This window comes from Massilia sp. CF038, assembly GCF_900129765.1.
In the GTDB taxonomy this organism is placed as follows: Bacteria; Pseudomonadota; Gammaproteobacteria; order Burkholderiales; family Burkholderiaceae_D; genus Telluria_A.
In genome coordinates this window covers 1,799,841-1,822,873 of the sequence record NZ_FQWU01000002.1, presented here as the reverse complement: position 1 = coordinate 1,822,873, position 23,033 = coordinate 1,799,841, and the positions used below count along the sequence as shown (strand labels likewise).

29 protein-coding genes are annotated in these 23,033 nt (G+C 60.9%); 19 read left to right on the top strand and 10 right to left on the bottom strand.

Features of this window, described 5'->3' with window-relative positions; translation table 11 throughout:
* The first annotated feature begins 17 nt into the window (after window positions 1–17).
* Together BUC24_RS18710 and coq7 are read left to right on the top strand one after the other, a co-directional pair.
* Window positions 18–464 carry a hypothetical protein gene (locus tag BUC24_RS18710; RefSeq protein WP_073219653.1) on the top strand — a complete coding sequence of 149 codons (447 nt, stop codon included), beginning with the start codon at window positions 18–20 and terminating at the stop codon, window positions 462–464.
* A 27-nt stretch (window positions 465–491) separates the two neighbouring features.
* Entirely contained in the window at window positions 492–1,133 is a 642-nt protein-coding gene (gene coq7, locus BUC24_RS18705) for a 2-polyprenyl-3-methyl-6-methoxy-1,4-benzoquinone monooxygenase (RefSeq protein ID WP_073219650.1), read from the top strand.
* A 73-nt stretch (window positions 1,134–1,206) separates the two neighbouring features.
* Here coq7 and BUC24_RS18700 read toward each other — a convergent pair whose 3' ends face one another.
* The 4 genes from BUC24_RS18700 to BUC24_RS18685 form a co-directional block, all read right to left on the bottom strand.
* Window positions 1,207–1,632, bottom strand: a complete 426-nt coding sequence (locus BUC24_RS18700; RefSeq protein WP_073219647.1) for an OsmC family protein — start codon at window positions 1,630–1,632, stop codon at window positions 1,207–1,209.
* A gap of 67 nt (window positions 1,633–1,699) precedes the next feature.
* Window positions 1,700–2,884 carry an ABC transporter permease gene (locus BUC24_RS18695; RefSeq protein WP_073220355.1) on the bottom strand — a complete coding sequence of 395 codons (1,185 nt, stop codon included), beginning with the start codon at window positions 2,882–2,884 and terminating at the stop codon, window positions 1,700–1,702.
* A gap of 11 nt (window positions 2,885–2,895) precedes the next feature.
* Window positions 2,896–3,630 (bottom strand): ABC transporter ATP-binding protein, encoded by a 735-nt coding sequence (locus tag BUC24_RS18690; RefSeq protein WP_073219644.1) that lies wholly within the window; start codon window positions 3,628–3,630, stop codon window positions 2,896–2,898.
* A 15-nt stretch (window positions 3,631–3,645) separates the two neighbouring features.
* Window positions 3,646–5,076 carry an alpha/beta fold hydrolase gene (locus tag BUC24_RS18685; protein WP_083598990.1) on the bottom strand — a complete coding sequence of 477 codons (1,431 nt, stop codon included), beginning with the start codon at window positions 5,074–5,076 and terminating at the stop codon, window positions 3,646–3,648.
* A gap of 289 nt (window positions 5,077–5,365) precedes the next feature.
* Here BUC24_RS18685 and rplM point away from each other — a divergent pair, with 289 nt between their 5' ends.
* The 5 genes from rplM (at window position 5,366) to erpA (ending at window position 8,388) form a co-directional block, all read left to right on the top strand.
* Window positions 5,366–5,794 (top strand): 50S ribosomal protein L13, encoded by a 429-nt coding sequence (gene rplM, locus BUC24_RS18680; RefSeq protein WP_018058048.1) that lies wholly within the window; start codon window positions 5,366–5,368, stop codon window positions 5,792–5,794.
* A 9-nt stretch (window positions 5,795–5,803) separates the two neighbouring features.
* On the top strand, window positions 5,804–6,196 hold the full coding sequence (rpsI, locus tag BUC24_RS18675) for a 30S ribosomal protein S9 (RefSeq protein ID WP_018058049.1): 393 nt from the start codon (window positions 5,804–5,806) through the stop codon (window positions 6,194–6,196).
* 160 nt (window positions 6,197–6,356) lie between these two features.
* Entirely contained in the window at window positions 6,357–7,394 is a 1,038-nt protein-coding gene (gene argC, locus BUC24_RS18670; RefSeq protein ID WP_073219639.1) for an N-acetyl-gamma-glutamyl-phosphate reductase, read from the top strand.
* A gap of 165 nt (window positions 7,395–7,559) precedes the next feature.
* Window positions 7,560–8,000 carry a bactofilin family protein gene (locus BUC24_RS18665; protein ID WP_073219636.1) on the top strand — a complete coding sequence of 147 codons (441 nt, stop codon included), beginning with the start codon at window positions 7,560–7,562 and terminating at the stop codon, window positions 7,998–8,000.
* Between the two features lie 22 nt (window positions 8,001–8,022).
* Window positions 8,023–8,388 (top strand): iron-sulfur cluster insertion protein ErpA, encoded by a 366-nt coding sequence (gene erpA / locus BUC24_RS18660; RefSeq protein WP_073219632.1) that lies wholly within the window; start codon window positions 8,023–8,025, stop codon window positions 8,386–8,388.
* A gap of 9 nt (window positions 8,389–8,397) precedes the next feature.
* On the opposite strand, the gene BUC24_RS18655 is transcribed toward erpA, so the two are convergent.
* On the bottom strand, window positions 8,398–9,498 hold the full coding sequence (locus BUC24_RS18655) for an anhydro-N-acetylmuramic acid kinase (RefSeq protein ID WP_073220352.1): 1,101 nt from the start codon (window positions 9,496–9,498) through the stop codon (window positions 8,398–8,400).
* Between the two features lie 93 nt (window positions 9,499–9,591).
* Window positions 9,592–10,956 (bottom strand): M23 family metallopeptidase, encoded by a 1,365-nt coding sequence (locus BUC24_RS18650; RefSeq protein WP_073219629.1) that lies wholly within the window; start codon window positions 10,954–10,956, stop codon window positions 9,592–9,594.
* Between the two features lie 170 nt (window positions 10,957–11,126).
* Between BUC24_RS18650 and tyrS the strand changes: the two genes are divergently transcribed.
* The 10 genes from tyrS to ruvB all read left to right on the top strand — a co-directional run bounded on the left by tyrS (window position 11,127) and on the right by ruvB (window position 19,677).
* Window positions 11,127–12,380 carry a tyrosine--tRNA ligase gene (gene tyrS / locus BUC24_RS18645; protein WP_073219626.1) on the top strand — a complete coding sequence of 418 codons (1,254 nt, stop codon included), beginning with the start codon at window positions 11,127–11,129 and terminating at the stop codon, window positions 12,378–12,380.
* Entirely contained in the window at window positions 12,377–12,823 is a 447-nt protein-coding gene (gene dtd, locus BUC24_RS18640; RefSeq protein ID WP_073219623.1) for a D-aminoacyl-tRNA deacylase, read from the top strand. The genes tyrS and dtd overlap by 4 nt, the downstream gene beginning before the upstream one ends.
* Before the next feature lie 52 nt (window positions 12,824–12,875).
* The gene (locus BUC24_RS18635) at window positions 12,876–13,538 is read left to right on the top strand and encodes a YbhB/YbcL family Raf kinase inhibitor-like protein (RefSeq protein WP_073219620.1); all 663 of its coding nucleotides are present in this window, start codon (window positions 12,876–12,878) and stop codon (window positions 13,536–13,538) included.
* Entirely contained in the window at window positions 13,539–14,186 is a 648-nt protein-coding gene (locus tag BUC24_RS18630) for a histidine phosphatase family protein (RefSeq protein ID WP_073219618.1), read from the top strand.
* 114 nt (window positions 14,187–14,300) lie between these two features.
* On the top strand, window positions 14,301–15,326 hold the full coding sequence (gene dusB, locus BUC24_RS18625) for a tRNA dihydrouridine synthase DusB (protein WP_073219615.1): 1,026 nt from the start codon (window positions 14,301–14,303) through the stop codon (window positions 15,324–15,326).
* Window positions 15,327–15,416: 90 nt separating this feature from the next.
* On the top strand, window positions 15,417–15,650 hold the full coding sequence (locus tag BUC24_RS18620) for a helix-turn-helix domain-containing protein (protein ID WP_018058143.1): 234 nt from the start codon (window positions 15,417–15,419) through the stop codon (window positions 15,648–15,650).
* A 97-nt stretch (window positions 15,651–15,747) separates the two neighbouring features.
* Entirely contained in the window at window positions 15,748–17,319 is a 1,572-nt protein-coding gene (gene purH / locus BUC24_RS18615) for a bifunctional phosphoribosylaminoimidazolecarboxamide formyltransferase/IMP cyclohydrolase (protein WP_073219612.1), read from the top strand.
* A 162-nt stretch (window positions 17,320–17,481) separates the two neighbouring features.
* Window positions 17,482–18,018, top strand: coding sequence for a crossover junction endodeoxyribonuclease RuvC (gene ruvC / locus BUC24_RS18610; RefSeq protein WP_073219610.1), 537 nt, complete (start codon window positions 17,482–17,484; stop codon window positions 18,016–18,018).
* Between the two features lie 9 nt (window positions 18,019–18,027).
* Complete coding sequence (gene ruvA, locus BUC24_RS18605; protein ID WP_073219606.1) at window positions 18,028–18,606, top strand: Holliday junction branch migration protein RuvA; 579 nt, start codon at window positions 18,028–18,030, stop codon at window positions 18,604–18,606.
* 6 nt (window positions 18,607–18,612) lie between these two features.
* Complete coding sequence (gene ruvB, locus BUC24_RS18600) at window positions 18,613–19,677, top strand: Holliday junction branch migration DNA helicase RuvB (protein WP_073219604.1); 1,065 nt, start codon at window positions 18,613–18,615, stop codon at window positions 19,675–19,677.
* Between the two features lies 1 nt (window position 19,678).
* Here ruvB and yidD read toward each other — a convergent pair whose 3' ends face one another.
* On the bottom strand, window positions 19,679–20,098 hold the full coding sequence (gene yidD / locus BUC24_RS18595; RefSeq protein ID WP_073219602.1) for a membrane protein insertion efficiency factor YidD: 420 nt from the start codon (window positions 20,096–20,098) through the stop codon (window positions 19,679–19,681).
* Between the two features lie 57 nt (window positions 20,099–20,155).
* Window positions 20,156–20,665, bottom strand: a complete 510-nt coding sequence (locus BUC24_RS18590) for a hypothetical protein (protein ID WP_143167567.1) — start codon at window positions 20,663–20,665, stop codon at window positions 20,156–20,158.
* Window positions 20,666–20,677: 12 nt separating this feature from the next.
* Between BUC24_RS18590 and BUC24_RS18585 the strand changes: the two genes are divergently transcribed.
* Window positions 20,678–21,049 carry an iron chaperone gene (locus BUC24_RS18585; protein WP_073219596.1) on the top strand — a complete coding sequence of 124 codons (372 nt, stop codon included), beginning with the start codon at window positions 20,678–20,680 and terminating at the stop codon, window positions 21,047–21,049.
* A gap of 56 nt (window positions 21,050–21,105) precedes the next feature.
* The gene (locus BUC24_RS18580; RefSeq protein WP_073220349.1) at window positions 21,106–21,561 is read left to right on the top strand and encodes a YaiI/YqxD family protein; all 456 of its coding nucleotides are present in this window, start codon (window positions 21,106–21,108) and stop codon (window positions 21,559–21,561) included.
* Window positions 21,562–21,582: 21 nt separating this feature from the next.
* On the opposite strand, the gene BUC24_RS18575 is transcribed toward BUC24_RS18580, so the two are convergent.
* Entirely contained in the window at window positions 21,583–22,299 is a 717-nt protein-coding gene (locus tag BUC24_RS18575; RefSeq protein ID WP_143167566.1) for a BPSS1780 family membrane protein, read from the bottom strand.
* Window positions 22,300–22,563: 264 nt separating this feature from the next.
* Complete coding sequence (locus tag BUC24_RS18570; RefSeq protein ID WP_073219591.1) at window positions 22,564–23,010, bottom strand: DUF2147 domain-containing protein; 447 nt, start codon at window positions 23,008–23,010, stop codon at window positions 22,564–22,566.
* Between the last annotated feature and the right edge of the window lie 23 nt (window positions 23,011–23,033).

The window sequence follows — 23,033 nt, the reverse complement described above, 5'->3', positions numbered from 1 at the left end:
TGTGGATAATGGTCCCCATGGATAGTATCGTTAAGCAAAATGTGTTGGCGCTGACCCGCTGCGGCCATGGCGCTGCCGAGGCCACCGACTGGTTCCGGGTCGGCCTGGGCTTGTACTATCTGAGCGGTCTGATGACCGACGAAACGATTGACTTCAAGCGCATCGACAAGGATTTCAACCGCTTCATTTACCAGTCCATTGGCAAGGGCCACAGCATCACCAGCGTGCTCCAGTTCATGAGTGGTGAAAAAGTGGTGCCGGTGGTCGATTCGCCCCGCTTCATGGCCGCCTTTGCCGAACATTGCCCGCACGTGCCGGTCAATACCATTCCCTTTCTGCTCTCGCTCAATCTGGGCGTGGCCAAGAATATCTCCAAGGTCGACATTGGCGGCCCGCTGCTGGACTGGATCGAGCGCCAGCCTACCCCCGAGGGTGACGCCCCCAAGGTGCGCGACGTCCTATAATAGGGTTTTTACCTGCCGAGCACTGCCATGTCCCAGCGTTCCATCCTTCCCCTTGACCACTTGATCGTGGGCCTAGACAAAGCGCTGCGCGTGATTGGCGGCGTGGCCAAGGCCTCGCGTCCGACCCCGGCGGCGCATGCGGCTGACGGCCACCTCGACGCGGCAGAACAGCGCCATAGCGCCGGCCTGATGCGGGTCAACCACGTGGGTGAAGTGTGTGCCCAGGCGCTCTACAATTCGCAAGCGCGTTTTGCCAAAACCGATGCCATGCGCGCCCAGTTTGCCCAGGCGGGACGGGAAGAAGAAGACCATCTGGCCTGGACGGCGCAGCGCCTGGCCGAACTGGGTTCGCAGCCAAGTTTGCTCAATCCGCTCTGGTATGCAGGCGCGTATGCGATGGGAACGGTGGCCGCGGCGCTGGGCGACCGGCGCAGTCTGGGCTTTGTGGTGGAAACCGAGCGCCAGGTCGAGGAGCATCTGGCCGGGCACTTGAGCAAGCTGCCCGAGCAGGACGCCAAATCGCGCGCCATTGTCGAGCAGATGCGTGCCGACGAGGCAGCGCACGGCAAGGCAGCGCAAGAGATGGGGGCGCTGGAAGCGCCGGTGCCGGTGAAGGCCGCCATGTCGGCCATGGCCAAGGTCATGACCACGACGGCGTACTACGTCTGATTCTTGAGCAGCACCAGTACATCGCCCTCGCGCAGGCGGGCTCGCATGCGAGCCCGCCTTCGCGAGGGCGATGTCAGGTCAGCTCGACAATCTCAAAACTGTGCGTGATCTCGGCCGTCTTGGCCAGCATGATCGAGGCCGAGCAGTACTTGTCGTGCGACAGGCTCACGGCCCGTTCCACCGTGGTCTGCTTCAGATTCTTGCCGCTGACGATGAAGTGGAAATGGATCTTGGTAAACACCTTGGGATCGGTCTCGGCCCGCTCGGCCTTGAGCGTGACGTCGCAGCCGCGCACGTCTTCGCGGCCGCGCTTGAGGATCAGCACCACGTCATAGGCCGTGCAGCCGCCCGTGCCCAGCAATACCATTTCCATGGGCCGTGGCGCCAGGTTGTGGCCGCCGCCTTCGGGCGCACCATCCATGCTGACCATGTGGCCGGAACCGGTCTCGGCCCGGAAACTCATGCCGGAGGGACCGTTCCAGCTGACTTTGACTTCCATTGCAACTCTCCAGTAAAAAAGCGTGTGCCTATTGTAAAGGAGGGCTGGCGGGCGTGCTGCCGCCGGTTCAGACCGCCAGCACGTAGCGCTCGCTCTTCATGCGCCAGCTGGCAAAGGCAATGATGGCCAGCGCCGGCAGCAGCGAACTGAGGAAGGTCAGCGTGACCGGCAACAGTGTCATGGCCTGACCCTTGGCCAGTTCGCGCAGCAGGGTCTGGTTCGACAGCATCGGCACCATGTACATCCAGGTCGACGTTTCCAGCTCCATCACCGACACCGCCAGACCCGGCAGCAGCGGCAGCAGGGTGAAGATCGACAGTACGCTTTGCGCTTCCTTGTAGGACTTGGAATTCATGGCCAGCGCAATCTGGGCTGCCGCTGCAAACAGGCATAGCGGGGCGGCAGCCATGCAGACAATGGCCAGGTCGCCCGAGGTCACGCGCCAGGACATGCCCACCTCTTCCAGCGGCAGCCAGGACAGGGCCGCGTGGGCCAGTCCCAGTTCCAGCGACAGGCCGACAATGGACAGCACCGCCGCTGCCACCCACTTGCCGCTGACCAGGGTAAAGCGGCTGACCGGCTGCGCCATCAGCACTTCCAGCGAGCGCCGTTCGCGCTCGCCTGCCGTGCTGTCAACCGAGGCCGACAGGCAGCACAAGAAGGCAGGCAGGAACAGGATGCCCAGCATGGCGCCAATGATGGCGGCCGAGCGCGAGGCGTTGCTGCCGGTATCGTAGCGCTGCAGCTTGACCGGGGCCAGCGTGGCGGGCGAGACCCCGTGCGCCAGCAGGCGCGCGCCGGCAATGCCGGAGCTGTAGTTGTTGAGCATTTCTTCGATGTCGCGCTGGCGCGGACTGTCATCGCTGGCCGAGTCGTACCACAGTTCGATGCGGGCCGGGCGCATGTCCTGATAATGCTCGCTGTACTTGTCTTCCAGGCGCAGTACCACCACCGCCTTGCGGTCGCGCAGCAGCTTGGTGATGGCCTCGTCGCTCATCGGCCCCTTGTGGGTGACGGTGACGTTTTTCTGCTGCAGCTGGGTCATCAGGGTCGGGGCCTGGGTCCCGTTGATGACCGCCACTTCCATGCCTTCGCGTTCCGGCTTGGTGGCGCGCTCGATCATGTGGTGAAGCATGTAGCCCATCATCACGGGATACATGATCACAAACAGGCCCAGCATCATCAAGGAGCGGCGGTCGCGCAGGTGTTCAGTGAATTCCTTTAAAAACACCACCGAAAATTTCGATTTCATGCGGCTCGGCTTCATGCGGAAATTCCTTCTTCGGTGCCGACCAGGCTGACGAAGGCGTCTTCCAGGTTGGCAATGCCGGTGCGCTCGCACAATTGCTGGGGTGAGCCTTGCGCCACGGTGTGGCCCTTGGCGATGACAATCACGTCGTCGCACAGATGGGTTACTTCCTGCATCACGTGGGTGGCCATGATCACGCAGCAGCCGTCCGCACGCAGGGCGGTCAGGGCGCTGCGCAAGGCGCGCGTACTCATCACGTCGAGCCCGCGTGACGGTTCGTCCAGCAGCAGATTGCGCGGACGGTGCAGCAAGGTGCGCGCCAGCGCCACCTTGATGCGCTGCCCCTGGGAAAAGCCCTTCGAGCGCCGTTCCAGGATGTCGTCCATGACCAGCAATTGCGACACTTCTTCAATGCGGGCATTGGCTGCCTGCGGCGTCATGCCATTGAGTTCGCCGAAATAGCGCAGGTATTCGCGCGTGCTCATGCGCTCGTACAGGCCGAACTGGTCGGTCAGAAAGCCGATATTGCTGCGCACTGCCATCGGGTCGTGTTCCGGATCGGCCCCATCGATGGTGATGGTGCCGGTATCGCGCTTGAGCAAGCCGACCAGCAAGCGCAGCAAGGTGGTCTTGCCGGCGCCATTCGGCCCCAGCAGGGCCGTGATCTGGCCGTCGGTGGCGCGAAAGCTCACCCCGCCCAGTGCCTGGACGGCACCGAATTTTTTTCGGACATCATGGACTTCAATCATTGCTGTCCTCGGGAATCAGGGTTGCGGCCCGGCGTTGCCGAGCTGGAAAGTGGGGGCGGGAATGTCCTTCAGACAGTCGGCCTTGAGCGGCTGCTCGGGCTTGTCCAGGAATTCGCGCAGCAGACGCGGCGCGCAGCCGAGCTGGGAAATGCCGTGTCCGGCGTAGGTCACCACCAGGTGCTGATGCTGGGGCAGGTAGCGGGCTGCCGCCACCGCCCGGCGCGGGGGCGTGACCGGGTCCAGTTCGCCTGACAGCAGCAGTACCGGCTGGGGAATCGGGGTCGTGGCCGGGGCTGGCGCCGGCGCCACCGGCACCATGCCGCACATGGTGCCGATGTGTTTGGCCAGCGGGGCCGTGAGCGCGGTGGCGTCGTCCGCCTGCAGGGCCGGGGTCAGACGTGGCCAGTCTTCGGCGCACACCACCGCCAGGTGCATCAGCTGGGCCACCGGCCCGTCGGGCGAGTAATCGCTGGCCAGATTGCGGCGCGCCACGAACGGTTCCCAGCGTCCCTGGTAGGCGCTGTGGATCAGGTAGGGCAGGCGGCGCGCATCGAGGGCGTTGTACAGAATATTGTGCACAGCGCCCAGAAAACGGTCGCTCGTCATGGTCAGCTTGAGCGGACGTGCGGTGCGTGGATCGGGCAGCTCGAGCTTGACGGCGCCGGCCGCCACGCGGGCGCTGAGCTCGTCAAATTCCTGGCGCAGATTGGGGTAGGCTGCCTGGCAGGGCGCGTTCTCTGCGCACTGGCGAAACACCAGGTCCAGCGCGGCCTGGCCATCGCGTCCGGCGGCGGGAATGATCTGGTCAGGCGCGACCACGCCATCGAGTATCAGCGAGCGCACGGCGCCCGGGTAGGCGCGCGCATAGGCTTGCGCCAGACGGGTGCCGTAAGAGGCGCCCCACAGATTGATCTTGTCGTAACCGAGAGCCAGGCGCACTTGCTCAATGTCGCGCGCGGCGCTCGCGGTGCCATAGGCGGCAAAGGGCTGCTTGACGGCGGCGATGCAGGCGCGCGCCGCGGTCAGCAGATCGGCCTCGCTCATGGTGTCTTCGTTGAACTGCTTGGTGTCGCAATCGAGCTTGCCGGACAGACCGGTGCCGCGCTGGTCAATCAGCACGATATCGCGCGTGGCGCGGGCCCGGCGGAAGGTCTGGGTAATGATTGCCAGCACATCGCTGCCAGCCTGGCCGGGACCGCCGGCCAGCACGAACAGCGGGTCGGGACGGGCCGCCTCGCGAAACGCGGGGGCCACCGTGACGTGCAGGTTCAGGGTGGGGCCGCCCTTGCTGGCGTAGTCCAGCGGCAGCGGCAGAGTAATGCAGCGCAAGCCTTCTTCAGCGCCCGGGAGGTGGCAGCTGCGGCCTTGCTGGGATACCGGTTTGGCGGCAGCGCTGGCGGCCATCAGGGCCAGCACGGCAGCGCTCAACATATGACTGAAATTCACTAAGTCTCCCCTGGTTAATGGCCCAGACATACTATGTTGCGGCACTTTGCGCCGTCAATTGAAAGTTGATATGTAGATATTGGTTTGAATGGCAGCGTTTGTTTCTCTTCGGCATTATTCTAGGGGGATGCCACAGGTCGGCGCTTGCGCTGCATCATTCTTGACAGGCGTGAGGGAAGTGCGCTATAGTTGCCGGCTTTCCGTTTGCTCAGGAAAGACGATAAGGAAGCGTCCGCAGGCTGCAAGTGCGGAACCACCATTTGAGCGATTTAATAGATAGGAAGTCAACATGAAAACTTTTTCCGCTAAAGGACATGAAGTCCAGCGCGATTGGTTCGTGGTTGACGCGACGGACTTGGTCCTCGGACGTGTTGCCAGCGAAGTGGCACTCCGACTGCGCGGCAAACACAAACCAGAATTCACTCCGCACGTCGACACCGGCGATTTCATCGTCGTGATCAACGCAGGCAAACTGCGCGTAACCGGCACCAAAGCCACCGAGAAGACCTACTACCGTCACTCGGGTTATCCAGGCGGCATCTACGAGACCAACTTCAAGAAAATGCAAGAGCGTTTTCCAGGTCGCGCGCTGGAAAAGGCTGTCAAAGGCATGCTGCCTAAGGGCCCGCTTGGCTACGCAATGATCAAGAAGCTCAAAGTGTACGCAGAAGGTTCCCATCCGCACGCGGCCCAGCAACCTAAAGCACTCGTTTTCTAAGGAACTGCCATGATCGGTAATTACAATTACGGCACCGGCCGTCGCAAGAGTGCAGTTGCTCGCGTGTTCATCAAGGTTGGCACTGGCCAAATCATCGTCAACGGCAAACCAGCTGCTGACTACTTCTCGCGCGAGACCGGCCTGATGGTCATCCGTCAACCGCTGGAACTGACCGGCAACGTTGAACGTTTCGACATCAAAGTCAACGTCCACGGCGGCGGCGAGTCCGGCCAGGCTGGCGCAGTTCGCCACGGCATCACCCGCGCCCTGATCGACTACGACGCAGCATTGAAGGGCGACCTGGCACGTGCCGGTTTCGTTACCCGCGATGCACGTGAAGTTGAGCGTAAAAAAGTTGGTCTGCGCAAAGCACGTCGCGCAAAGCAATTCTCGAAGCGTTAATTCGTTTCCTGCGGCGCTTGCGCTGCAACCAGAAGCCGCCGGCTCGCGCCAGGCGGCTTTTTTATTTCCTCGACGATTTTGCAAGGCGGCGCGGCAAAATGGCGGCGCTGTTAAAATCGTGTTTCTTGAGCATCGACTCATCTCTTTTTAAGGAATTACCATGATCAAAGTTGGCATCGTCGGCGGTACCGGTTACACGGGCGTGGAACTGCTGCGACTGTTGGCGGTCCACCCTGGCGTGAAGCTGACCGCGATTACCTCGCGCAAGGAAGATGGTTTGCCGGTGGCCGACATGTTCCCCTCGCTGCGCGGGCGTGTCGATCTGGCGTTTTCGGCGCCCGACAAAGTGGATCTGACCGAATGCGACGTGGTCTTTTTTGCCACGCCGCACGGCGTGGCCATGGCCCAGGCCCCGGCGCTGCTCGCTGCCGGTGTCAAGGTAATCGATCTGGCAGCGGACTTCCGCCTGAAGGACCAGGCCACGTTTGAACAGTGGTACAAGATTCCCCACACCTGCCCGGAATTGCTGGAGGAAGCCGTGTACGGCTTGCCGGAACTGAACCGCGAGGCGGTCAAGTCGGCGCGCCTGATTGCCAATCCAGGCTGCTATCCAACCACCATGCAACTGGGTTTCTATCCGCTGCTCAAGAACAACCTGGTTGATACCAGCAGCCTGATTGCCGATGCCAAGTCCGGCGTATCCGGGGGCGGGCGCAAGGCGGAAATCGGCTATCTGTTCTCGGAAGCGAGCGATAACTTCAAGGCTTACGGCGTGTCCGGCCACCGCCACACCCCGGAAACCGTGGCCCAGCTGCAGCGCTTTACCGGCATGCCGGTCAATCTGATTTTCACGCCGCATCTGGTGCCGATGATTCGCGGCATGCATTCGACCCTGTACGCGCGCCTGACCACCCAGATCGACAACGAGGCCTTGCAGGCGCTGTACGAAGAGCAATACAAGGATTCGCCGTTTGTCGATGTGATGCCGTTTGGCTCGCATCCAGAAACGCGCTCCACGCGCGGCTCCAACATGTTGCGCCTGGCGCTGCATCGCCCAGGCAATGGCAACACCCTGGTGGTGCTGGTGGTGCAGGACAATCTGGTCAAGGGCGCGTCCGGCCAGGCTGTGCAGTGCATGAATCTGATGTTTGGCCAGGACGAAGGCGCCGGCTTGCAGCAGATCGCTTTGCTGCCATAAGCGACGCGGACAGGAAGGGCCGAGGCGATCCAGATCAACGCTGTCACGTAGTGATGGCGGTAAATTAACTTCTGGCTCTGGTCGAATTGGCAAGACCCACCTGTCCGCACCCGTCCTCGAAGGGCTCGTGCGTTGTTTCGCAAAGTCACTTTGAGGAGTGCCATCATGTTCGGTCGTAATGTAAAGACGGAAATTGACAGCCTGGTTGGAATTTCGGCCAGAATCGAAGGCAACTTGTGCTTTACGGGCGGGCTGCGCATCGACGGCGAGGTCCATGGCGATGTGATTGGCGGCGACACCAGCGAAAGCGTCCTCATTGTGTCCGAACATGCGCGCATCGAAGGCGATGTCCATTGCGGCACCCTGATTGTCGAAGGCTACATCGCGGGCGATGTATTTGCGACTGAACTGCTTGAATTGCAGCCAAAAGGCCGCATCATAGGCAATGTCCACTATAAAAAGTTGGAAATGCACAGCGGCGCGACCGTCGCGGGCACCCTGACCCATCAGCAGACCGGCGAGCCGGTGTTTCATATGGCCATCACCCAACCCATCCTGAGCAAGGTAACGGAAGCAGGCGGCGCGGCAAGGGTCTATAATGAGTGAATGTTCCCCGTAGGAGTTTGAAATGAATGCAGTAGCCGAAGCAACCCCCGACGTCATGCCGGCGCCCATCGTCTTCACCGACAGCGCAGCCCAAAAGGTTGCCCAGTTGATCGAGGAAGAAGGCAATCCAGATCTGAAATTGCGTGTCTTCGTGCAGGGCGGCGGCTGTTCCGGTTTCCAGTACGGCTTCACCTTCGATGAAATCGTCAACGAAGATGACACCACCATGGTCAAGAACGGCGTGCAGCTGTTGATCGATTCGATGAGCTACCAGTACCTGGTGGGCGCGGAAATCGATTACAAGGACGACCTTGAAGGCGCCCAGTTCGTCATCAAGAACCCGACCGCCACCTCGACCTGCGGCTGCGGTTCCTCGTTCTCGGTTTAAGTTTTCGGGTCAGGCCGGGTAAAGGGCGCCCAGTACGCGCGCCCCTTTTGCCCCGGTCACCACGGCCAGGTTGCCCGCTTCGCGCTGCATGAAGCGGTAGCCCAGCCACGCAAATGCCAGTGCCTCGACCCGGTTGGGCGCCACGCCCAGCACCGCTGTCGATTCCACCCGCGTGCCACCACCGAGCGCCGCTGCCAGTTCGCGCAGCAGCGTGCCGTTGTAGGCGCCGCCTCCGCACACATACACTGCATCCACCTTGCCCGTTTCGCGTCCGATCGCCTCGGCAATGGTATGGGCGGTCAGCGCGGTCAGGGTCGCCTGCACGTCGACGGCCAAGATGGCGCGTCCGTGCACGCCAAGGACGCCGTCGAGCCAGGCAGTATGGAACAGGTCGCGCCCCGTGCTTTTGGGCGCCGGCAAGGCAAAGTAGGGCTCTTGCTTGAGCGCGGCCAGCAAGCCGGTATCGACCTTGCCACTGGAGGCCCAGGCGCCGCCAGCGTCGTACTCCTTGCCTTGATGGCGGGCGATCCAGGCATCCATCAGCACATTGCCGGGGCCGGTATCGAAGCCGCCCACGCGGCCATCGCCATGCAGCACACTGATATTGGCAATGCCGCCGATATTAACCACCACCCGGGTCTGGCCAGGCTGGCCAAAGCGGGCCTGGTGGAAGGCGGGCACCAAGGGGGCGCCCTGGCCGCCGGCGGCAATATCACGGCTACGGAAATCGGCGATCACGTCGATGCCGCTCAGTTCTGCCAGCAGGGCGGGATTGTTGGTCTGGCGCGTGAAGCCCAGTTCGGGGCGGTGGCGGATGGTCTGGCCATGCACGGCAATGGCGCGCACCGGGCTGCTGCTGGCGGCCCTGAGTCGGGCAACGCAGGCGGCATAGCACGTGGCCAGGCTGTTGGCGGCCAGCGCTTCGCGCTCGATTTCATTGTCCCCGTTCACTTGCAGCGCCATCAGGTCGCGCCGCAGCGCAGGCGGGAAGGGGATAAATGCTGCTTCCACAGTGCGAATGGCGCCGTCGGCAAAATCAGCCAGCACGCCGTCGACCCCATCCATGCTGGTGCCGGACATCAAACCAATATACAGCGTTGCGTCGGTCATGGTGTCATCCATAAAGAAAAAGCGCCTTCCACCAGAACATGCACTTGAACAGGCATGCGAGAGTGGAAGGCGCCAGAGCGTGCGTTTGCCTGATTACCGGGCGGCCATCGAGGTGCCGGTAGGACGCAGCAGGGCGAAACGGTGGGTCATGTCGCCAGCGGCCACATGGAAGCGGGCCATTTCGGCGGGCGACAACGGTGCTTGCGCCAGAACCTTGACCGACATGGGATCGCGCGCTTCGTTGTTGACGCGGAATTCGTAGTGCAGGTGGGCCCCGGTCGACCAGCCGGTCGAGCCGACATAGCCAATCACGTCACCTTGTTTGACGGCGCTGCCGCGGCGGATGCCCGGAGCAAAGCGGCTCATGTGGGCGTAGGCCGTGGTGTAGTTGGCCCAGTGCTTGATGATCACAAAGTTACCGTAGCCACCTTGCACGCCGGCGAAATCGATGGTGCCGTCGCCGGAAGCGCGGATGGGCGTGCCATTGGCAGCGGCGAAGTCAACGCCCTTGTGGGCTTTCCAGGCGCCCGAGATCGGGTGCACGCGGTTGGCAAAGCCGGACGAAATACGGGAGAACTCCAGTGGCGACTTGAGGAAGGCTTTTTTCAGGGCCTTGCCGTCGATGCTGTAGTAACCGCCTTGTTTGGTGACGGGATCTTCGTACCAGACTGACTGGTAGGTAACGCCGCGGTTGATGAATTCGCCAGCCAGAATGCGGCCTGCGCGCACCATTTCGCCGTCTTGCCAGAACGTTTCGTAGACCACATTGAAGCGGTCGCCGCGTTTCAGGTCGGAACGGAAGTCGATATTGGTGGAGAACATTTCGATGATCTGGGCGACGATCGAATCAGGCAGTTTGCCGCCGTCGGTGGTGGCATCGGTGGCGCCGTACAGGGAGGTGGTGATTTCGCGGGCGCGCATTTCGATGCGGCGCTCCAGTTCGGGCGCCGCTTCCTTGGCGATGAACTTGTCGCCATCGCGGGTGATCGAAATCTGCTTGGCAGGATTGTCGCGGCCATCGACAACGGTGGCGCGCAGCCACTGCAGCTGGCCATCTTCGTCCGTTTGCGCCTGGACCCGCTTGCCGGTTTTCAGCTGCATCACGGCGCGCGCGATTTTGTCGGATTTGATGAAGTTGACGGCTGCCGGATCGTCCACGCCAAGGCGCTGGAGGAGAACGGCCAGCGTGTCGCCAGCACGGACTTTCTCTTCCTGGACAAAGTGTTGCTCGTCTTTTTGCAAAGCGGCAATTTGGTCAGCCAGATTCGGCATGTCCAGATTGAGCGCGATGGATTTAACCGGCAGGTCCGACGCGTCGGGCGCCATCGGCGCAACGCCGGCTGCGCCAAAAGCGCAAGCCGCAAGGAAGATCGCGCCAGCGCTGATGATGCGTGACTTTCGCGTCGTTCCGAGCAGGCCGGTCCAGCTTTTGCCTGTGAATTTATGTATAGGATTCATGCAATCAGTTAAAATTTGCCGCTTGAACATCCGCGAAGAGCGCTACTTTTTCTTGTTGTTATTGTGTTTAGTTTTCTATCGGCAAGATTAATCGGATCGAGCATTATATCGCGTTCTGTGCGCTATCCAACATTTTCGACATTCTGTTACAGTTCCGTTATAAGTTTAATATGACCACTTCCGCACCATCCAAACCAGCTGTTTCCCCAGCCTTGCCCTTGACGGACAAGGTTCAGGAAGCCCTTGCGATCACCAAGCGCGGCGTCGACGAACTGCTCATCGAAAGCGAATTCGCCCAGAAACTGGCCCGTTCCGAGCAAAGCGGCCAGCCGCTGCGCATCAAACTGGGCCTCGATCCGACCGCCCCGGACTTGCATTTGGGACACACCGTGGTCTTGAACAAGATGCGCCAGCTGCAGAACCTGGGCCACCAGGTGATCTTCTTGATTGGCGACTTTACCTCCATGATTGGCGACCCTTCCGGCCGCAACGTCACCCGGCCGCCCCTGACCAAGGAGCAGATCGAGCAAAACGCGATGACCTACTTCAAGCAGGCCTCGCTGGTACTGGACCCGGCCCGCACGGAAATTCGCTACAACTCCGAGTGGTCCGACCCCCTGGGCGCGCGCGGCATGATCGAGCTGGCATCGCGTTACACGGTGGCACGCATGATGGAGCGCGACGACTTTACCAAGCGTTTCAAGAGTGGGACCCCCATCTCTGTCCACGAGTTCCTCTATCCTCTCATGCAGGGCTACGATTCGGTGGCTTTAAAGGCTGACCTTGAGCTGGGTGGAACGGACCAGAAATTCAACTTGCTTGTTGGCCGCGAGCTGCAGAAGGATTACGGCCAGGAGCAGCAATGCATCCTGACCATGCCCTTGCTCGAGGGGCTGGACGGCGTGGACAAGATGTCCAAGTCGAAGAACAACTATATAGGTATCACCGAACCTGCCAACACCATGTTCGGCAAACTGATGAGCATTTCGGACGTCATGATGTGGCGTTACTTCGAATTGCTGTCGTTCAGCTCGATTGCCGATATTGCCGCCCTGAAGGCGGAAGTCGATGGCGGGCGCAATCCGCGCGACGCCAAAGTGGCCCTGGCCAAGGAAATTGTCACCCGCTTCCACTCGGCCCAGGCGGCCGACGATGCGCTGGCTGACTTCGTCAACCGCTCCAAAGGCGGCATTCCGGACGACATCCCAGAATTGGCCGTATCGGGTGCGCCAATGGGCATCGCGCACCTGCTCAAACACACGGGTCTTTGTGCCTCGACTTCGGAAGCAATGCGCATGGTCGACCAGGGCGGCGTGCGTGTGGACGGTACGGTGATCAGCGATAAAGCGTTGCAAGTGGCGGCAGGCACCTTCGTCCTGCAGGTAGGCCGCCGCAAGTTTGCCCGCGTGACCTTCAGCGCATGATCGCTCTGCTGCAACGCGTCAGCCACGCCAGCGTGGTGGTCGACGGCCAGCAGATCGGCGCCATCGGCCCTGGCCTGATGGTGCTGGTGTGCGCGGAAAAGGGCGATACCGAGAAGGAAGCGGAGGCCTTGCTGACCAAGCTGCTGGGCTACCGGGTGTTTGCCGACGAGGCTGGCAAGATGAACCGCAGCGTGACCGATGTGGCCGGCGGCTTGCTGCTGGTGCCGCAGTTCACGCTAGCAGCCGACACCAATTCCGGCACCCGCCCCTCGTTTACGCCGGCAGCCGCACCGGCCGACGGACGCCGTCTGTTCGACCATGTTGTGGCGCAAGCGCGGTCGCGCCACGGTCAGGTCGAAACCGGGCAGTTTGGCGCCGACATGAAAGTGTCGCTCACCAACGATGGTCCGGTGACATTCTGGCTGCAGGTCCAGGCCAAATGAAACTTGGCGCTATTAATATAGTCAATAACATCAAGGCAGGGAGAACGTTGCGATGAGATTGTGGAGCGAAGCATTCAGCGATGGCGAACCCATCCCGCAGGAATGCGCGTTTGCCGTGATCGATCCGGCCACACATGTGCGCCTGTCGGCCAACTGCAATCCGCACCTGGCCTGGGATGAAGTGCCCAACGGCACCGAGTCGCTGGTGCTGTTTTGCCGCGACCTGGACGCGCCCAGCGTCGGCACCGACGTCAACCAGCAGGGCAGAGTGGTGGCGGCCGAATTGGCGCGCGCCGAGTTTTACCACTGGACCCTGGTCGATATTCCGGTGGCCCTCACCTCACTGGCACAGGGCCAGTTTTCCTCTCTGGTCACACCACACGGCAAAACCGGTCCGCTGCTGCCTTTTACCATCAAGAACGGGACCGAGCATCAGCTGCGCCAGGGCATCAACGACTACACCAGCTGGTTCCGCGACGATCCCGCCATGGCCGGCGAATATTATGGCTACGATGGCCCTTGCCCACCGTGGAACGATCTGCGCCTGCACACCTACGTGTTCACCTTGTACGCGCTCGACATTGCGCGCTTTCCGCTTGAGGGCCGCTTTACCGGTCCCGAAGCGCGCCTGGCCATCCGCGGCCACATTCTCGACGAAGCCCATACTTTTGGCGTGTACACGCTCCATCCCGAGATTGCCGCCTCGCTCCTCTAAATGCCAACCACACACATTGTTTTGATACGCCACGGGGAAACCGCGTGGAATGCCGAACGCCGCCTGCAAGGCCATATCGATATCGCCCTCAATGCCGAAGGCCTGCGCCAGGCCGAAGCCCTGGCGGCCGCGCTGGCCGGCGAGCGGTTCGACGCCATTGTCGCCAGCGATTTGCAGCGCGCCCACCAGACCGCCCAAGCCGTAGCCCGGGTGCAGGGCATGGCCGTGCACACCGACCCCGGCCTGCGCGAGCGCTGCTATGGCGGCTTCGAGGGCTTGCTGTACAGCGAAATCGAAGCACGCTTCCCGGTGGAATTTGCCGCCTGGCAGGCGCGTGACATCGACAGCGTGATGCCGCCTGGCGTGCGCGTGGCCGAAAGTTTCCGCCAGTTTTACGAGCGCAGCATGCACAGCATTCTGGGCTGGGCCGCGCGCCACCCAGGACAGACGCTGGCGCTGGTCGCCCACGGCGGCGTGCTGGAATGCGCTTACCGTGGCGCCATGGGTCTTTCGCTGGAAACGCCGCGCGACTTCCCCGTCAAGAACGCCAGCATCAACCGCTTCAGCGTCAGCGCGGGCCAGTTGCACCTCGATAGCTGGGGTGAAGTGGCCCACTTGCAGCGCGGCGTACTCGATGAATTGGGCTGACGCCAGCATTCAAATAATCTAGCGAGCATTTGCTTTATACAAAATAGTGCTTATTATTTGAGCAGCAAATCAGGTAAAATAGCCGGTTCCCGCAAACTCTTCCCCGGCTCGCCTGTGCAGATTGGTCCGTACTTGCTGCGTAATAATGTTTTCGTCGCTCCCATGGCGGGGGTGACCGATCGCCCGTTCCGCCAGCTGTGCAAACAGCTCGGTGCCGGCTATGCAGTGTCGGAAATGGCCGCCTCCAACCCGCGTCTGTGGGCCACGGAAAAGAGTTCGCGCCGCACCGATCACGACGGTGAAATGGAGCCGAAGGCAGTTCAGATCGCCGGTGCCGATCCCCAGGATCTGGCTGACTGTGCCAAGTTCAATGTCGACCGCGGTGCCCAGATCATCGACATCAACATGGGTTGCCCGGTCAAAAAGGTGTGCAACAGCTGGTGCGGTTCGGCCTTGCTGCAGCACGAAGACCTGGTGGAAAAAATCCTGCACGCGGTCGTGAACGCAGTCGACGTGCCGGTCACGCTCAAGTTCCGCACCGGCTGGAACCGCGAAAACAAGAATGCCCTGCGCATTGCCCGCATTGCCGAGCAGGCTGGCATCCAGATGCTGACCTTGCACGGGCGCACCCGGGCCGACGGTTATACCGGTGATGCCGAATACGAAACCATTGCCGCCGTCAAGGCCGAGGTACGGATCCCGGTGGTGGCCAATGGCGACATCACCACCCCCGAAAAAGCCAAGTTCGTACTGGAACAAACCGGCGCGGACGCGGTCATGATCGGACGTGCGGCCCAGGGGCGCCCATGGATCTGCCGCGAGATCGACCATTTCCTGCGCACAGGCACCCATCTGCCTGCGCCGCTGGTCAACGAAGTGCGCGCCTTGATGAGCGAACACCTGCAAGCCCACTACGCTTTTTATGGTGAGTTTCTGGGCGTGCGCACGGCGCGCAAGCACATCGGCTGGTATGTGCGTGACCTGGCTGGCGGCGAAGAATTCCGCCAGCAAATGAACCTGCTGGAATCGACCGAGTTGCAGCTCGATGCAGTAGATGCGTTCTTCAAAAAACAACTTAGTTTCAGCGAGCGGTTACAATACCGGCCCGCAGCTGTTGCCGCGGACGCCTTGGCGGCTTAAGTCATGGTATCGAAATAAGAACAAGATCAGGGACAACGCTGCCCTCAGAGCAGCGCTTAGAACATCAATCAGCCACGTGAAGCACGAAAAATGAGCAAAGAAAGTATCCAGGAAGTCGTCCAGAAGAGCCTTGAAGAATATTTCAACGATCTGGGCGAGCAGCAGGCGTCGAATATCTATGACATGGTGGTGCTGACTGTCGAGCGCCCCATCCTTGAAGTGGTCATGACGCGCGCCGAAGGCAACCAGTCGCACGCGGCGCAAATGCTGGGTATCAATCGCAACACCTTGCGAAAGAAGCTCCAGGAACACGGATTGCTGTAACAGCTTTAGCACACTGAGTGGCCGTGCTTCGAGCGCGAGCCCTTCGCGCCCGGCGCGTCAGTGCATCGACCGAATACCTCACAACCAGGCCACTCCCATGATCAAACAAGCTCTCATTTCCGTTTCCGACAAGACCGGCGTGCTCGATTTTGCACGTGCACTGTCCGCGCTCGGCATCAACATTCTGTCCACGGGCGGTACCGCCAAGCTGCTGGCCGACAATGGCGTGCCCGTCACGGAAGTGGCCGATTACACCGGTTTCCCGGAAATGCTCGATGGCCGCGTCAAGACCCTGCACCCCAAAGTGCATGGCGGCATTCTGGCCCGCCGTGATTTCCCTGAACATGTGGCCAAGCTGACCGAACACAATATTCCGACCATCGACATGGTGGTAGTCAATCTGTACCCGTTCCAGCAGACCGTGGCCAAGGATGATTGCTCGCTCGAAGACGCGATTGAAAACATCGACATTGGCGGCCCCACCATGCTGCGTTCGGCTGCCAAGAACCACAAGGATGTGGTGGTGGTCTGCGATCCGGCTGATTACAGCCGCGTGCTGGACGGCGTCAAGGCCGGCACGGTCGATTACGACACCCGCTTCATGCTGGCCAAAAAAGTGTTCGCGCACACCGCGCAGTACGACGGCGCCATCACCAACTACCTGACCAGCCTGGGCGAAGACAAGGCCCACGCCACCCGCGCTGCCTATCCGCAAACGCTGAACATGACGTTTGAAAAAGTGCAAGACATGCGCTACGGCGAAAACCCGCACCAGTCGGCCGCGTTCTACCGCGACCTGGTGCCGGCAACTGGCGCCCTGGCCAGCTACAAGCAGCTGCAAGGCAAGGAACTGTCGTACAACAATATCGCGGACGCGGATGCGGCGTGGGAATGCGTCAAGTCGCTGGGCGGCCTGGGCCAGCCAGCTGGCTGCGTGATCGTCAAGCATGCCAATCCTTGCGGCGTGGCTATTGGCGTGGACGCGCTGGATGCGTACAACCGCGCCCTGCAGACCGACCCGACCTCGGCCTTTGGCGGCATCATTGCCCTGAACGTTGAACTTGATGCCAAGACGGCGGAAGCGATTGCCAAGCTGTTCGTCGAAGTGCTGATCGCGCCATCGTTCTCGGCCGAGGCGCGCGCCATCATGTCAGCCAAGCAGAACGTACGCTTGCTCGAAATTCCTCTCGGTCAGGGCAACAACCCCTTCGACGTCAAGCGCGTGGGCGGCGGCTTGCTGGTGCAGTCGCCGGATGCCAAGAACGTGGGTCTGGGCGAATTGCGCGTCGTCACCAAGAAGCAGCCAACCCAGCAGCAACTGCAAGACTTGATGTTCGCCTGGCGCGTGGCCAAGTTCGTCAAGTCGAATGCCATCGTGTTCTGCGCGGGCGGCATGACCCTGGGCGTGGGCGCCGGCCAGATGAGCCGCATTGATTCGGCCCGGATCGCTTCGATCAAAGCGCAAAACGCTGGCCTGACCCTGGCTGGTTCGGCCGTGGCGTCAGATGCCTTCTTCCCGTTCCGCGATGGCCTGGATGTGGTGGTGGATGCGGGCGCGACCTGTGTGATTCAGCCGGGTGGCTCGATGCGCGATCAGGAAGTGATTGACGCGGCCGATGAGCGCGGTGTGGTCATGCTGTACACGGGCGCGCGCCATTTCCGTCATTAATTAGTTGGCCCCAAAACATCGCCCTCGCGGAGGTGCTGGCGCATGCGCCAGCCCCATAGCACGCTGAACAACTTCGGGAATTGTCTATGGGCCCCCGCCTTCGCGAGGGCGATGTGGTTTATTTTCTGCACTAAACTCTGCTTGTCGGTATACCATTCGGTAATGATTATTCTTGGCATTGACCCAGGCCTGCGCACCACAGGTTTCGGTCTGATCGAAAAGCAGGGCAACAAGCTGCGCTACATCGCCTCGGGCACCATCAAGACCGGTTCCGAGGGCGAGTTGCCGCCACGGCTGAAAGTGATCCTGAACGGGATCGGCGAAGTCGTGCGCACCTATCAGCCGACCTGTGCGGCTATCGAAAAAGTGTTCGTCAATGTCAATCCGCAATCCACGCTGCTGCTCGGGCAGGCGCGCGGCGCTGCCATCACCGCGCTGGTGCACAATGAGCTGAGCGTGGCGGAATACACGGCGCTGCAAGTGAAGCAAGCAGTCACCGGCCACGGTAAGGCGGCCAAAGAGCAAGTGCAGGAAATGGTGGCGCGCCTGCTGGTGCTGCCCGGCCTGCCTGGCACCGATGCGGCCGATGCACTGGGGGTTGCGATTTGCCATGCCAACAGTGTCGACGCGCTGGCCTTGATCGGCGCGTTGGCGCCATCGCTTTCCGGCCTGCGCATGAAGCGCGGTCGTCTCGTTTAAAGGTAGACCATGATTGGACGTATTTCCGGCATTCTTCTGGAGAAGAATCCGCCCCAGCTGCTGGTCGATTGCAATGGCGTCGGCTACGAGGTTGATGTGCCGATGAGCACCTATTACAACTTGCCGCACATCGGCGAGAAAGTCACGCTGTTCACCCACCAGGCCATCCGCGAAGACGCGCACTTGCTGTTTGGCTTCGGCAATGCCGAAGAACGCGCCGTGTTCCGCCAGCTGATCAAGATCAGCGGTGTGGGCGCGCGCACCGCCTTGTCGATTCTGTCCGGCATGACGATTGCCGATCTGGCCCAGGCGGTCACGCTGCAGGAAGCAGGGCGCCTGGTCAAAGTGCCGGGTATTGGTAAAAAGACCGCTGAACGTTTGCTCCTGGAATTGAAGGGCAAGCTCGGCGCCGACCTGGGCGCGGTGGGCGGTTTGGTGCAGCACGATGCGCAATCGGACATTCTCAACGCGCTGCTGGCTTTGGGGTATTCTGACAAGGAAGCGCTGGCCGCATTGAAGAACATGCCGACCGGCAGCAGTGTTTCCGACGGTATCAAGTACGCGCTCAAGGCGCTGTCCAAAGGATAATGGCAAGTGAGCATACAGACCGATAATTTCAGCGAGCAGCGCGTCATCGCCGCCACGCCCGCTTCGCCGAACGAAGAGGCGATCGAGCGCGCCTTGCGGCCCAAGCAGCTCGATGAATACGTCGGCCAGGAAAAGATCCGCGGTCAGCTTGAAATCTTCATCTCGGCTGCGCGCAAGCGCAAGGAAGCGCTTGACCATACTTTGCTGTTTGGTCCGCCTGGCCTGGGGAAGACCACGCTGGCCCACATCATCGCGCGTGAAATGGGCGTCAATCTGCGCCAGACTTCCGGCCCGGTGCTGGAACGCCCCGGCGATCTGGCGGCCATCCTGACCAACCTGGAAGCGAACGACGTTCTGTTCATCGATGAAATTCACCGTCTGTCGCCGGTGGTGGAAGAGATCCTGTATCCGGCGCTGGAAGACTACCAGATCGACATCATGATCGGCGAAGGCCCGGCCGCGCGCTCGGTCAAGCTCGACCTGCAACCGTTCACGCTGGTGGGCGCCACCACCCGCGCCGGCATGCTGACCAATCCCTTGCGCGACCGTTTCGGCATCGTGGCCCGGCTCGAGTTTTACAACGCCAACGAATTAACCCGCATCGTCACCCGCAGTGCTGATCTGCTGGGTGCGCCGATCGTGGAAGATGGTGCGCGCGAAATTGCCTTGCGTGCACGGGGCACGCCGCGTATTGCCAACCGCCTGTTGCGGCGCGTGCGCGATTACGCGGAAGTGAAGGGGACGGGCGAAATCACCAAGGCCATGGCCGATGCGGCGCTGGTCATGCTGGACGTGGATGCGGTCGGTTTCGATGTGATGGACCGCAAACTGCTCGAAGCGGTGTTGTTCAAATTCGGCGGCGGCCCGGTCGGCATCGGCAATCTGGCCGCAGCCATTGGCGAAGAGAGCGACACCATTGAGGACGTGCTCGAACCCTTCCTGATCCAGCAAGGCTATTTGCAGCGCACCCCACGCGGCAGGATTGCCACACCGCTTGCGTACCAGCATTTTGGCGTCACGGCGCCACGTACCAGTCCCACGGGTGACCTGTGGGACAATTTGCCGAGCTGACTTAGCGTTTGATTCTGGTTTTGGGCGATACCACAACGTATTGCTCGCGCTGCTTTTTCTTGCGCCGGCGCCAGTCGCAGCTGCTGCAGCTGCTGCAGGTGTCTGCCACATCCAGCAGCTTGCCGCCACCACTGCGGCAGTCGCCGGGGAAGTCGCAATCGCCACAGCAATCGACAAATCCAGCTTGCCCGGCCAGCGCTCCCAGCGGCTTTTGGCGCCGGTGCACCGCACCGCATTTATGCAGGCGTGCGTCGAGCACTTGCAAACCGCGCCAGACGCCGTAGCGCGAAATCGCCCGGTAGCCCAGGTGCGAACAGCTGCCGCGGCCGGTGTGGCCGGCATAGGCGCAGCTGAATCCCTTGCGCGGGGAAATCGTTTTTTGATAGAAGCGGATTGCCGCCAGTGCCAGCAACTTTGCCATGCATTCTCCTGTCTTGACGCGAGAGCTTATCACGGGCCTTGTCAGGAAAACAAGTTTTTAACGTGACTGAACTTGGTCACTGTGTTCGCGACGACGCATGGGACGGTGATTGCGGCTGCTGTCACCGGGCCACACGAAGGCCAAAAACAGCAAGACCGAAAAGCACATCAGCGGCGCTGCAGTGACCAGCACGCGTGCATTGCTCGACGCATGAATCAGCCAGCCACCGGCCACCAGTTGAAACACCACCATCGCGCCGGCAATCCTGCGCATGCGGTGGGAGCGCACGATATTGTGGCCGAGTAAAGCGAAATAGAAATACGCCAACCCGAATCCGAGCACGCACACCGCGCCCAGCAGAATGGTCGCCATGCCGCCCATGGCCATGCCCTGGCGTTCGGTCAACATTAGAAATGGCGCCGCGAAGGCGACAAAACTGCCAGCAAAAAATGCCATTACTCTGAGAAAAAACATCTTGCGATCCTGTTCAGTTCTGAAACGGCCGAAAGATAGCATGCAAGAAGGATAAGCGGCGCCACGGATATACTGGACATCCGATAGACGCATTCAGGAGTGACGATGGACGTGTTCGCCGATTTTCTTGCGCAGATTGCGGTCCCGGAGCAGCGGGCTCGTGTCAACGAGGTGCTCAGTTGGGTGGCCACGCAGTTCCCCCGCATGCAGCCTGTCGTGAAATGGAATCAGCCCATGTTTACCGACCACGACACCTTCATCATCGCGTTCAGCGTGGCCCGGCATCACATGGCGGTGGGGCCGGAGCCAGCGGGGATCGCCCACTTTTCCGATTCAATCCGGCAAGCTGGTTACGACCATACCAAGATGCTGGCGCGCATTCGCTGGGATCAGCCTGTCGATTACACGCTGTTGAAAGCGATGATTGAATTTAACCTGAAAGACAAGGCAGGCTGCGACAGCTTCTGGCGCAAGTAGCTGCCACGGCGCCGCAAGGTATACTGCGTCCACGTAAAAAAGGTGAGAGTGTGATGATGCAGATTTGGGTCGATGCGGACGCGTGTCCGGTCGTAATCAAGGAAATTTTATACCGCGTGGCTGAACGCCTGCAGCTGAACCTGACGCTGGTGGCCAACCAGTTGATGCGGGTGCCAGCTTCGCGTTTTATTCGTGCTGTGCAAGTGCCGTCGGGCTTTGATGTGGCCGACGCCGAAATCGTGCGCCTACTGGCGCCGGGCGATCTGGTGATCACCGGTGACATTCCCCTGGCAGCCGATGTGATCGCCAAGGGCGGTTACGCACTCAACCCGCGTGGTGAATTCTATACGGTGGACAATATCGAGCAGCAGCTGACGATGCGTAAATTCATGGACGAGCTGCGCAGCAGCGGCGTCGATACGGGCGGTCCGGCGCCGTTTGGGCAAGCCGACCGCCAGAATTTTGCTAATCAGCTCGACCGGCATCTGGCACGCCATGCAAAACGCGACTGAGCATCCAGTCGCGTTGCTGCTTCAGGCACCAAACATGTCTTTATAGGCAAGATACGAAGCGCACATCAGCGCCGGGAAGACGACCAGCAGACCCAGGCCAAGCGGCAGCGCACCCAGAATGCAGGCGATCATCGCCAGCAAACCGAAGACGATGTAAGCGAGGATGTTGCGCAGCGACGCCATCAGACTCAGGCGAATCGCGTCGACCGGGTTCACGCGCTGGAGAACCACCAGGGCAGGCGCCAGCCACAAGGCCGAATACAGGACGAAGCCCAGCGCAAACAGCAGCAGGAAACTGAGGCCGAGCATGCTGCCAAACGCGCCTGGGCTGACTGCGCCCACCGTCACCGATCCTACGCCCAGCAGACCGACGACCAGCACGATCGCGAACGACAGTGCCGCACCGATCAATCCCAAAATCCACAGGGGAGCGGAGCTGAAGGTTTCTTTCAGACCGGTTGCGAAGTCTTGTCCTGATTCGAGCGATTGGCAAGCGCGCATCATGACACCGGTGAAGACGATGCCGAAGGCTGTCGACAGTGCGCTCCCCAGCCAGAATTTGCCGAGAATCCAGCTGCCGATCAGGAAGGCCAGGCCAACCAGCAACCACACGCCCGGCGTCTTGAACACCATTTTGAAGCCGCCCACCAGCCATTCCACACCGCGATTGACGTCCACGCTGCGGATGCCTGGATTGGCGTTATTGGTCGTGACGATTGTTTCTTGATTTTCCATCATAGTCCTCCGAGTTAAGTCGGATAGAGTATGTCGCCGGATTAAAGTTCTGGCAATATTTTCCTGCCGGTGTTCGAGTGGGGAAATTACCGTGGTTTGTGCAACCACCACATCGTCCTCGCGAAGGCGGGGACCCATTCCACGTCGCCGAAGTTGTTCCGCGTGCTATGGGTCCCCGCCTCCGCGAGGACGATGTGGTGGTTGCTCCTGGCGCGCCGCATAGCCGTGTATCAGGGGGGCTTGGCACCCTCAACCATGCGCGTTGGTTTACTCCTGCCGCACCCACACTTGCGAGCGCCCGAACATGGGCATGCCCACATAGCCGCGCACCTTGAGCTTTTTGCCGCCCTCGGCCAGGCTCATCTTGCTGCGATAGACCTTGCCGTTGTCCGGGTCGAGAATCTCACCGTCGGTGTATTCGTCACCATTCTTTTTCAGCCCTGACATGAAGACCATGCCAATGACAGGCTGATCCTTCTTCGCACCGCTGCAGGCGGTGCACTTGGGATTTGGGTCTTCGCCAGCGGCCGGGTACAGCTTTTCAATCTGGCCGCGCAGCTCGCCCTTGTCTTCGGAAATACGGATCAAGGCCTTGGGCTTGCCAGTGACATCGTCAATGTTTTTCCACAGACCCACCGGAGAAGCCTCCTGCGCGAAGGCAGGCGCGCACGCCCACAACATACTAACAAGAGCTGCGCACACTGCTGACTTCATGGGTAATCTCCGCGAAAAGGTTG

Excerpts from the sequence above, each read along its gene's own strand:
- erpA (WP_073219632.1), top strand. The coding sequence starts at position 8,023 with ATGAATGCAGTAGCCGAAGCAACCCCCGACGTCATGCCGGCGCCCATC.
- BUC24_RS18575 (WP_143167566.1), bottom strand. The coding sequence starts at position 22,299 with ATGATGGAAAATCAAGAAACAATCGTCACGACCAATAACGCCAATCCA.
- BUC24_RS18695 (WP_073220355.1), bottom strand. The coding sequence starts at position 2,884 with ATGAAATCGAAATTTTCGGTGGTGTTTTTAAAGGAATTCACTGAACAC.
- ruvA (WP_073219606.1), top strand. The coding sequence starts at position 18,028 with ATGATTGGACGTATTTCCGGCATTCTTCTGGAGAAGAATCCGCCCCAG.
- BUC24_RS18665 (WP_073219636.1), top strand. The coding sequence starts at position 7,560 with ATGTTCGGTCGTAATGTAAAGACGGAAATTGACAGCCTGGTTGGAATT.
- BUC24_RS18700 (WP_073219647.1), bottom strand. The coding sequence starts at position 1,632 with ATGGAAGTCAAAGTCAGCTGGAACGGTCCCTCCGGCATGAGTTTCCGG.
- BUC24_RS18630 (WP_073219618.1), top strand. The coding sequence starts at position 13,539 with ATGCCAACCACACACATTGTTTTGATACGCCACGGGGAAACCGCGTGG.
- coq7 (WP_073219650.1), top strand. The coding sequence starts at position 492 with ATGTCCCAGCGTTCCATCCTTCCCCTTGACCACTTGATCGTGGGCCTA.
- BUC24_RS18580 (WP_073220349.1), top strand. The coding sequence starts at position 21,106 with ATGCAGATTTGGGTCGATGCGGACGCGTGTCCGGTCGTAATCAAGGAA.
- BUC24_RS18655 (WP_073220352.1), bottom strand. The coding sequence starts at position 9,498 with ATGACCGACGCAACGCTGTATATTGGTTTGATGTCCGGCACCAGCATG.
- purH (WP_073219612.1), top strand. The coding sequence starts at position 15,748 with ATGATCAAACAAGCTCTCATTTCCGTTTCCGACAAGACCGGCGTGCTC.
- BUC24_RS18690 (WP_073219644.1), bottom strand. The coding sequence starts at position 3,630 with ATGATTGAAGTCCATGATGTCCGAAAAAAATTCGGTGCCGTCCAGGCA.
- BUC24_RS18570 (WP_073219591.1), bottom strand. The coding sequence starts at position 23,010 with ATGAAGTCAGCAGTGTGCGCAGCTCTTGTTAGTATGTTGTGGGCGTGC.
- BUC24_RS18620 (WP_018058143.1), top strand. The coding sequence starts at position 15,417 with ATGAGCAAAGAAAGTATCCAGGAAGTCGTCCAGAAGAGCCTTGAAGAA.
- ruvC (WP_073219610.1), top strand. The coding sequence starts at position 17,482 with ATGATTATTCTTGGCATTGACCCAGGCCTGCGCACCACAGGTTTCGGT.
- dtd (WP_073219623.1), top strand. The coding sequence starts at position 12,377 with ATGATCGCTCTGCTGCAACGCGTCAGCCACGCCAGCGTGGTGGTCGAC.
- BUC24_RS18635 (WP_073219620.1), top strand. The coding sequence starts at position 12,876 with ATGAGATTGTGGAGCGAAGCATTCAGCGATGGCGAACCCATCCCGCAG.
- rpsI (WP_018058049.1), top strand. The coding sequence starts at position 5,804 with ATGATCGGTAATTACAATTACGGCACCGGCCGTCGCAAGAGTGCAGTT.
- argC (WP_073219639.1), top strand. The coding sequence starts at position 6,357 with ATGATCAAAGTTGGCATCGTCGGCGGTACCGGTTACACGGGCGTGGAA.
- yidD (WP_073219602.1), bottom strand. The coding sequence starts at position 20,098 with ATGGCAAAGTTGCTGGCACTGGCGGCAATCCGCTTCTATCAAAAAACG.
- BUC24_RS18650 (WP_073219629.1), bottom strand. The coding sequence starts at position 10,956 with ATGAATCCTATACATAAATTCACAGGCAAAAGCTGGACCGGCCTGCTC.
- BUC24_RS18590 (WP_143167567.1), bottom strand. The coding sequence starts at position 20,665 with ATGCGTCTATCGGATGTCCAGTATATCCGTGGCGCCGCTTATCCTTCT.
- tyrS (WP_073219626.1), top strand. The coding sequence starts at position 11,127 with ATGACCACTTCCGCACCATCCAAACCAGCTGTTTCCCCAGCCTTGCCC.
- BUC24_RS18585 (WP_073219596.1), top strand. The coding sequence starts at position 20,678 with ATGGACGTGTTCGCCGATTTTCTTGCGCAGATTGCGGTCCCGGAGCAG.
- rplM (WP_018058048.1), top strand. The coding sequence starts at position 5,366 with ATGAAAACTTTTTCCGCTAAAGGACATGAAGTCCAGCGCGATTGGTTC.
- BUC24_RS18710 (WP_073219653.1), top strand. The coding sequence starts at position 18 with ATGGATAGTATCGTTAAGCAAAATGTGTTGGCGCTGACCCGCTGCGGC.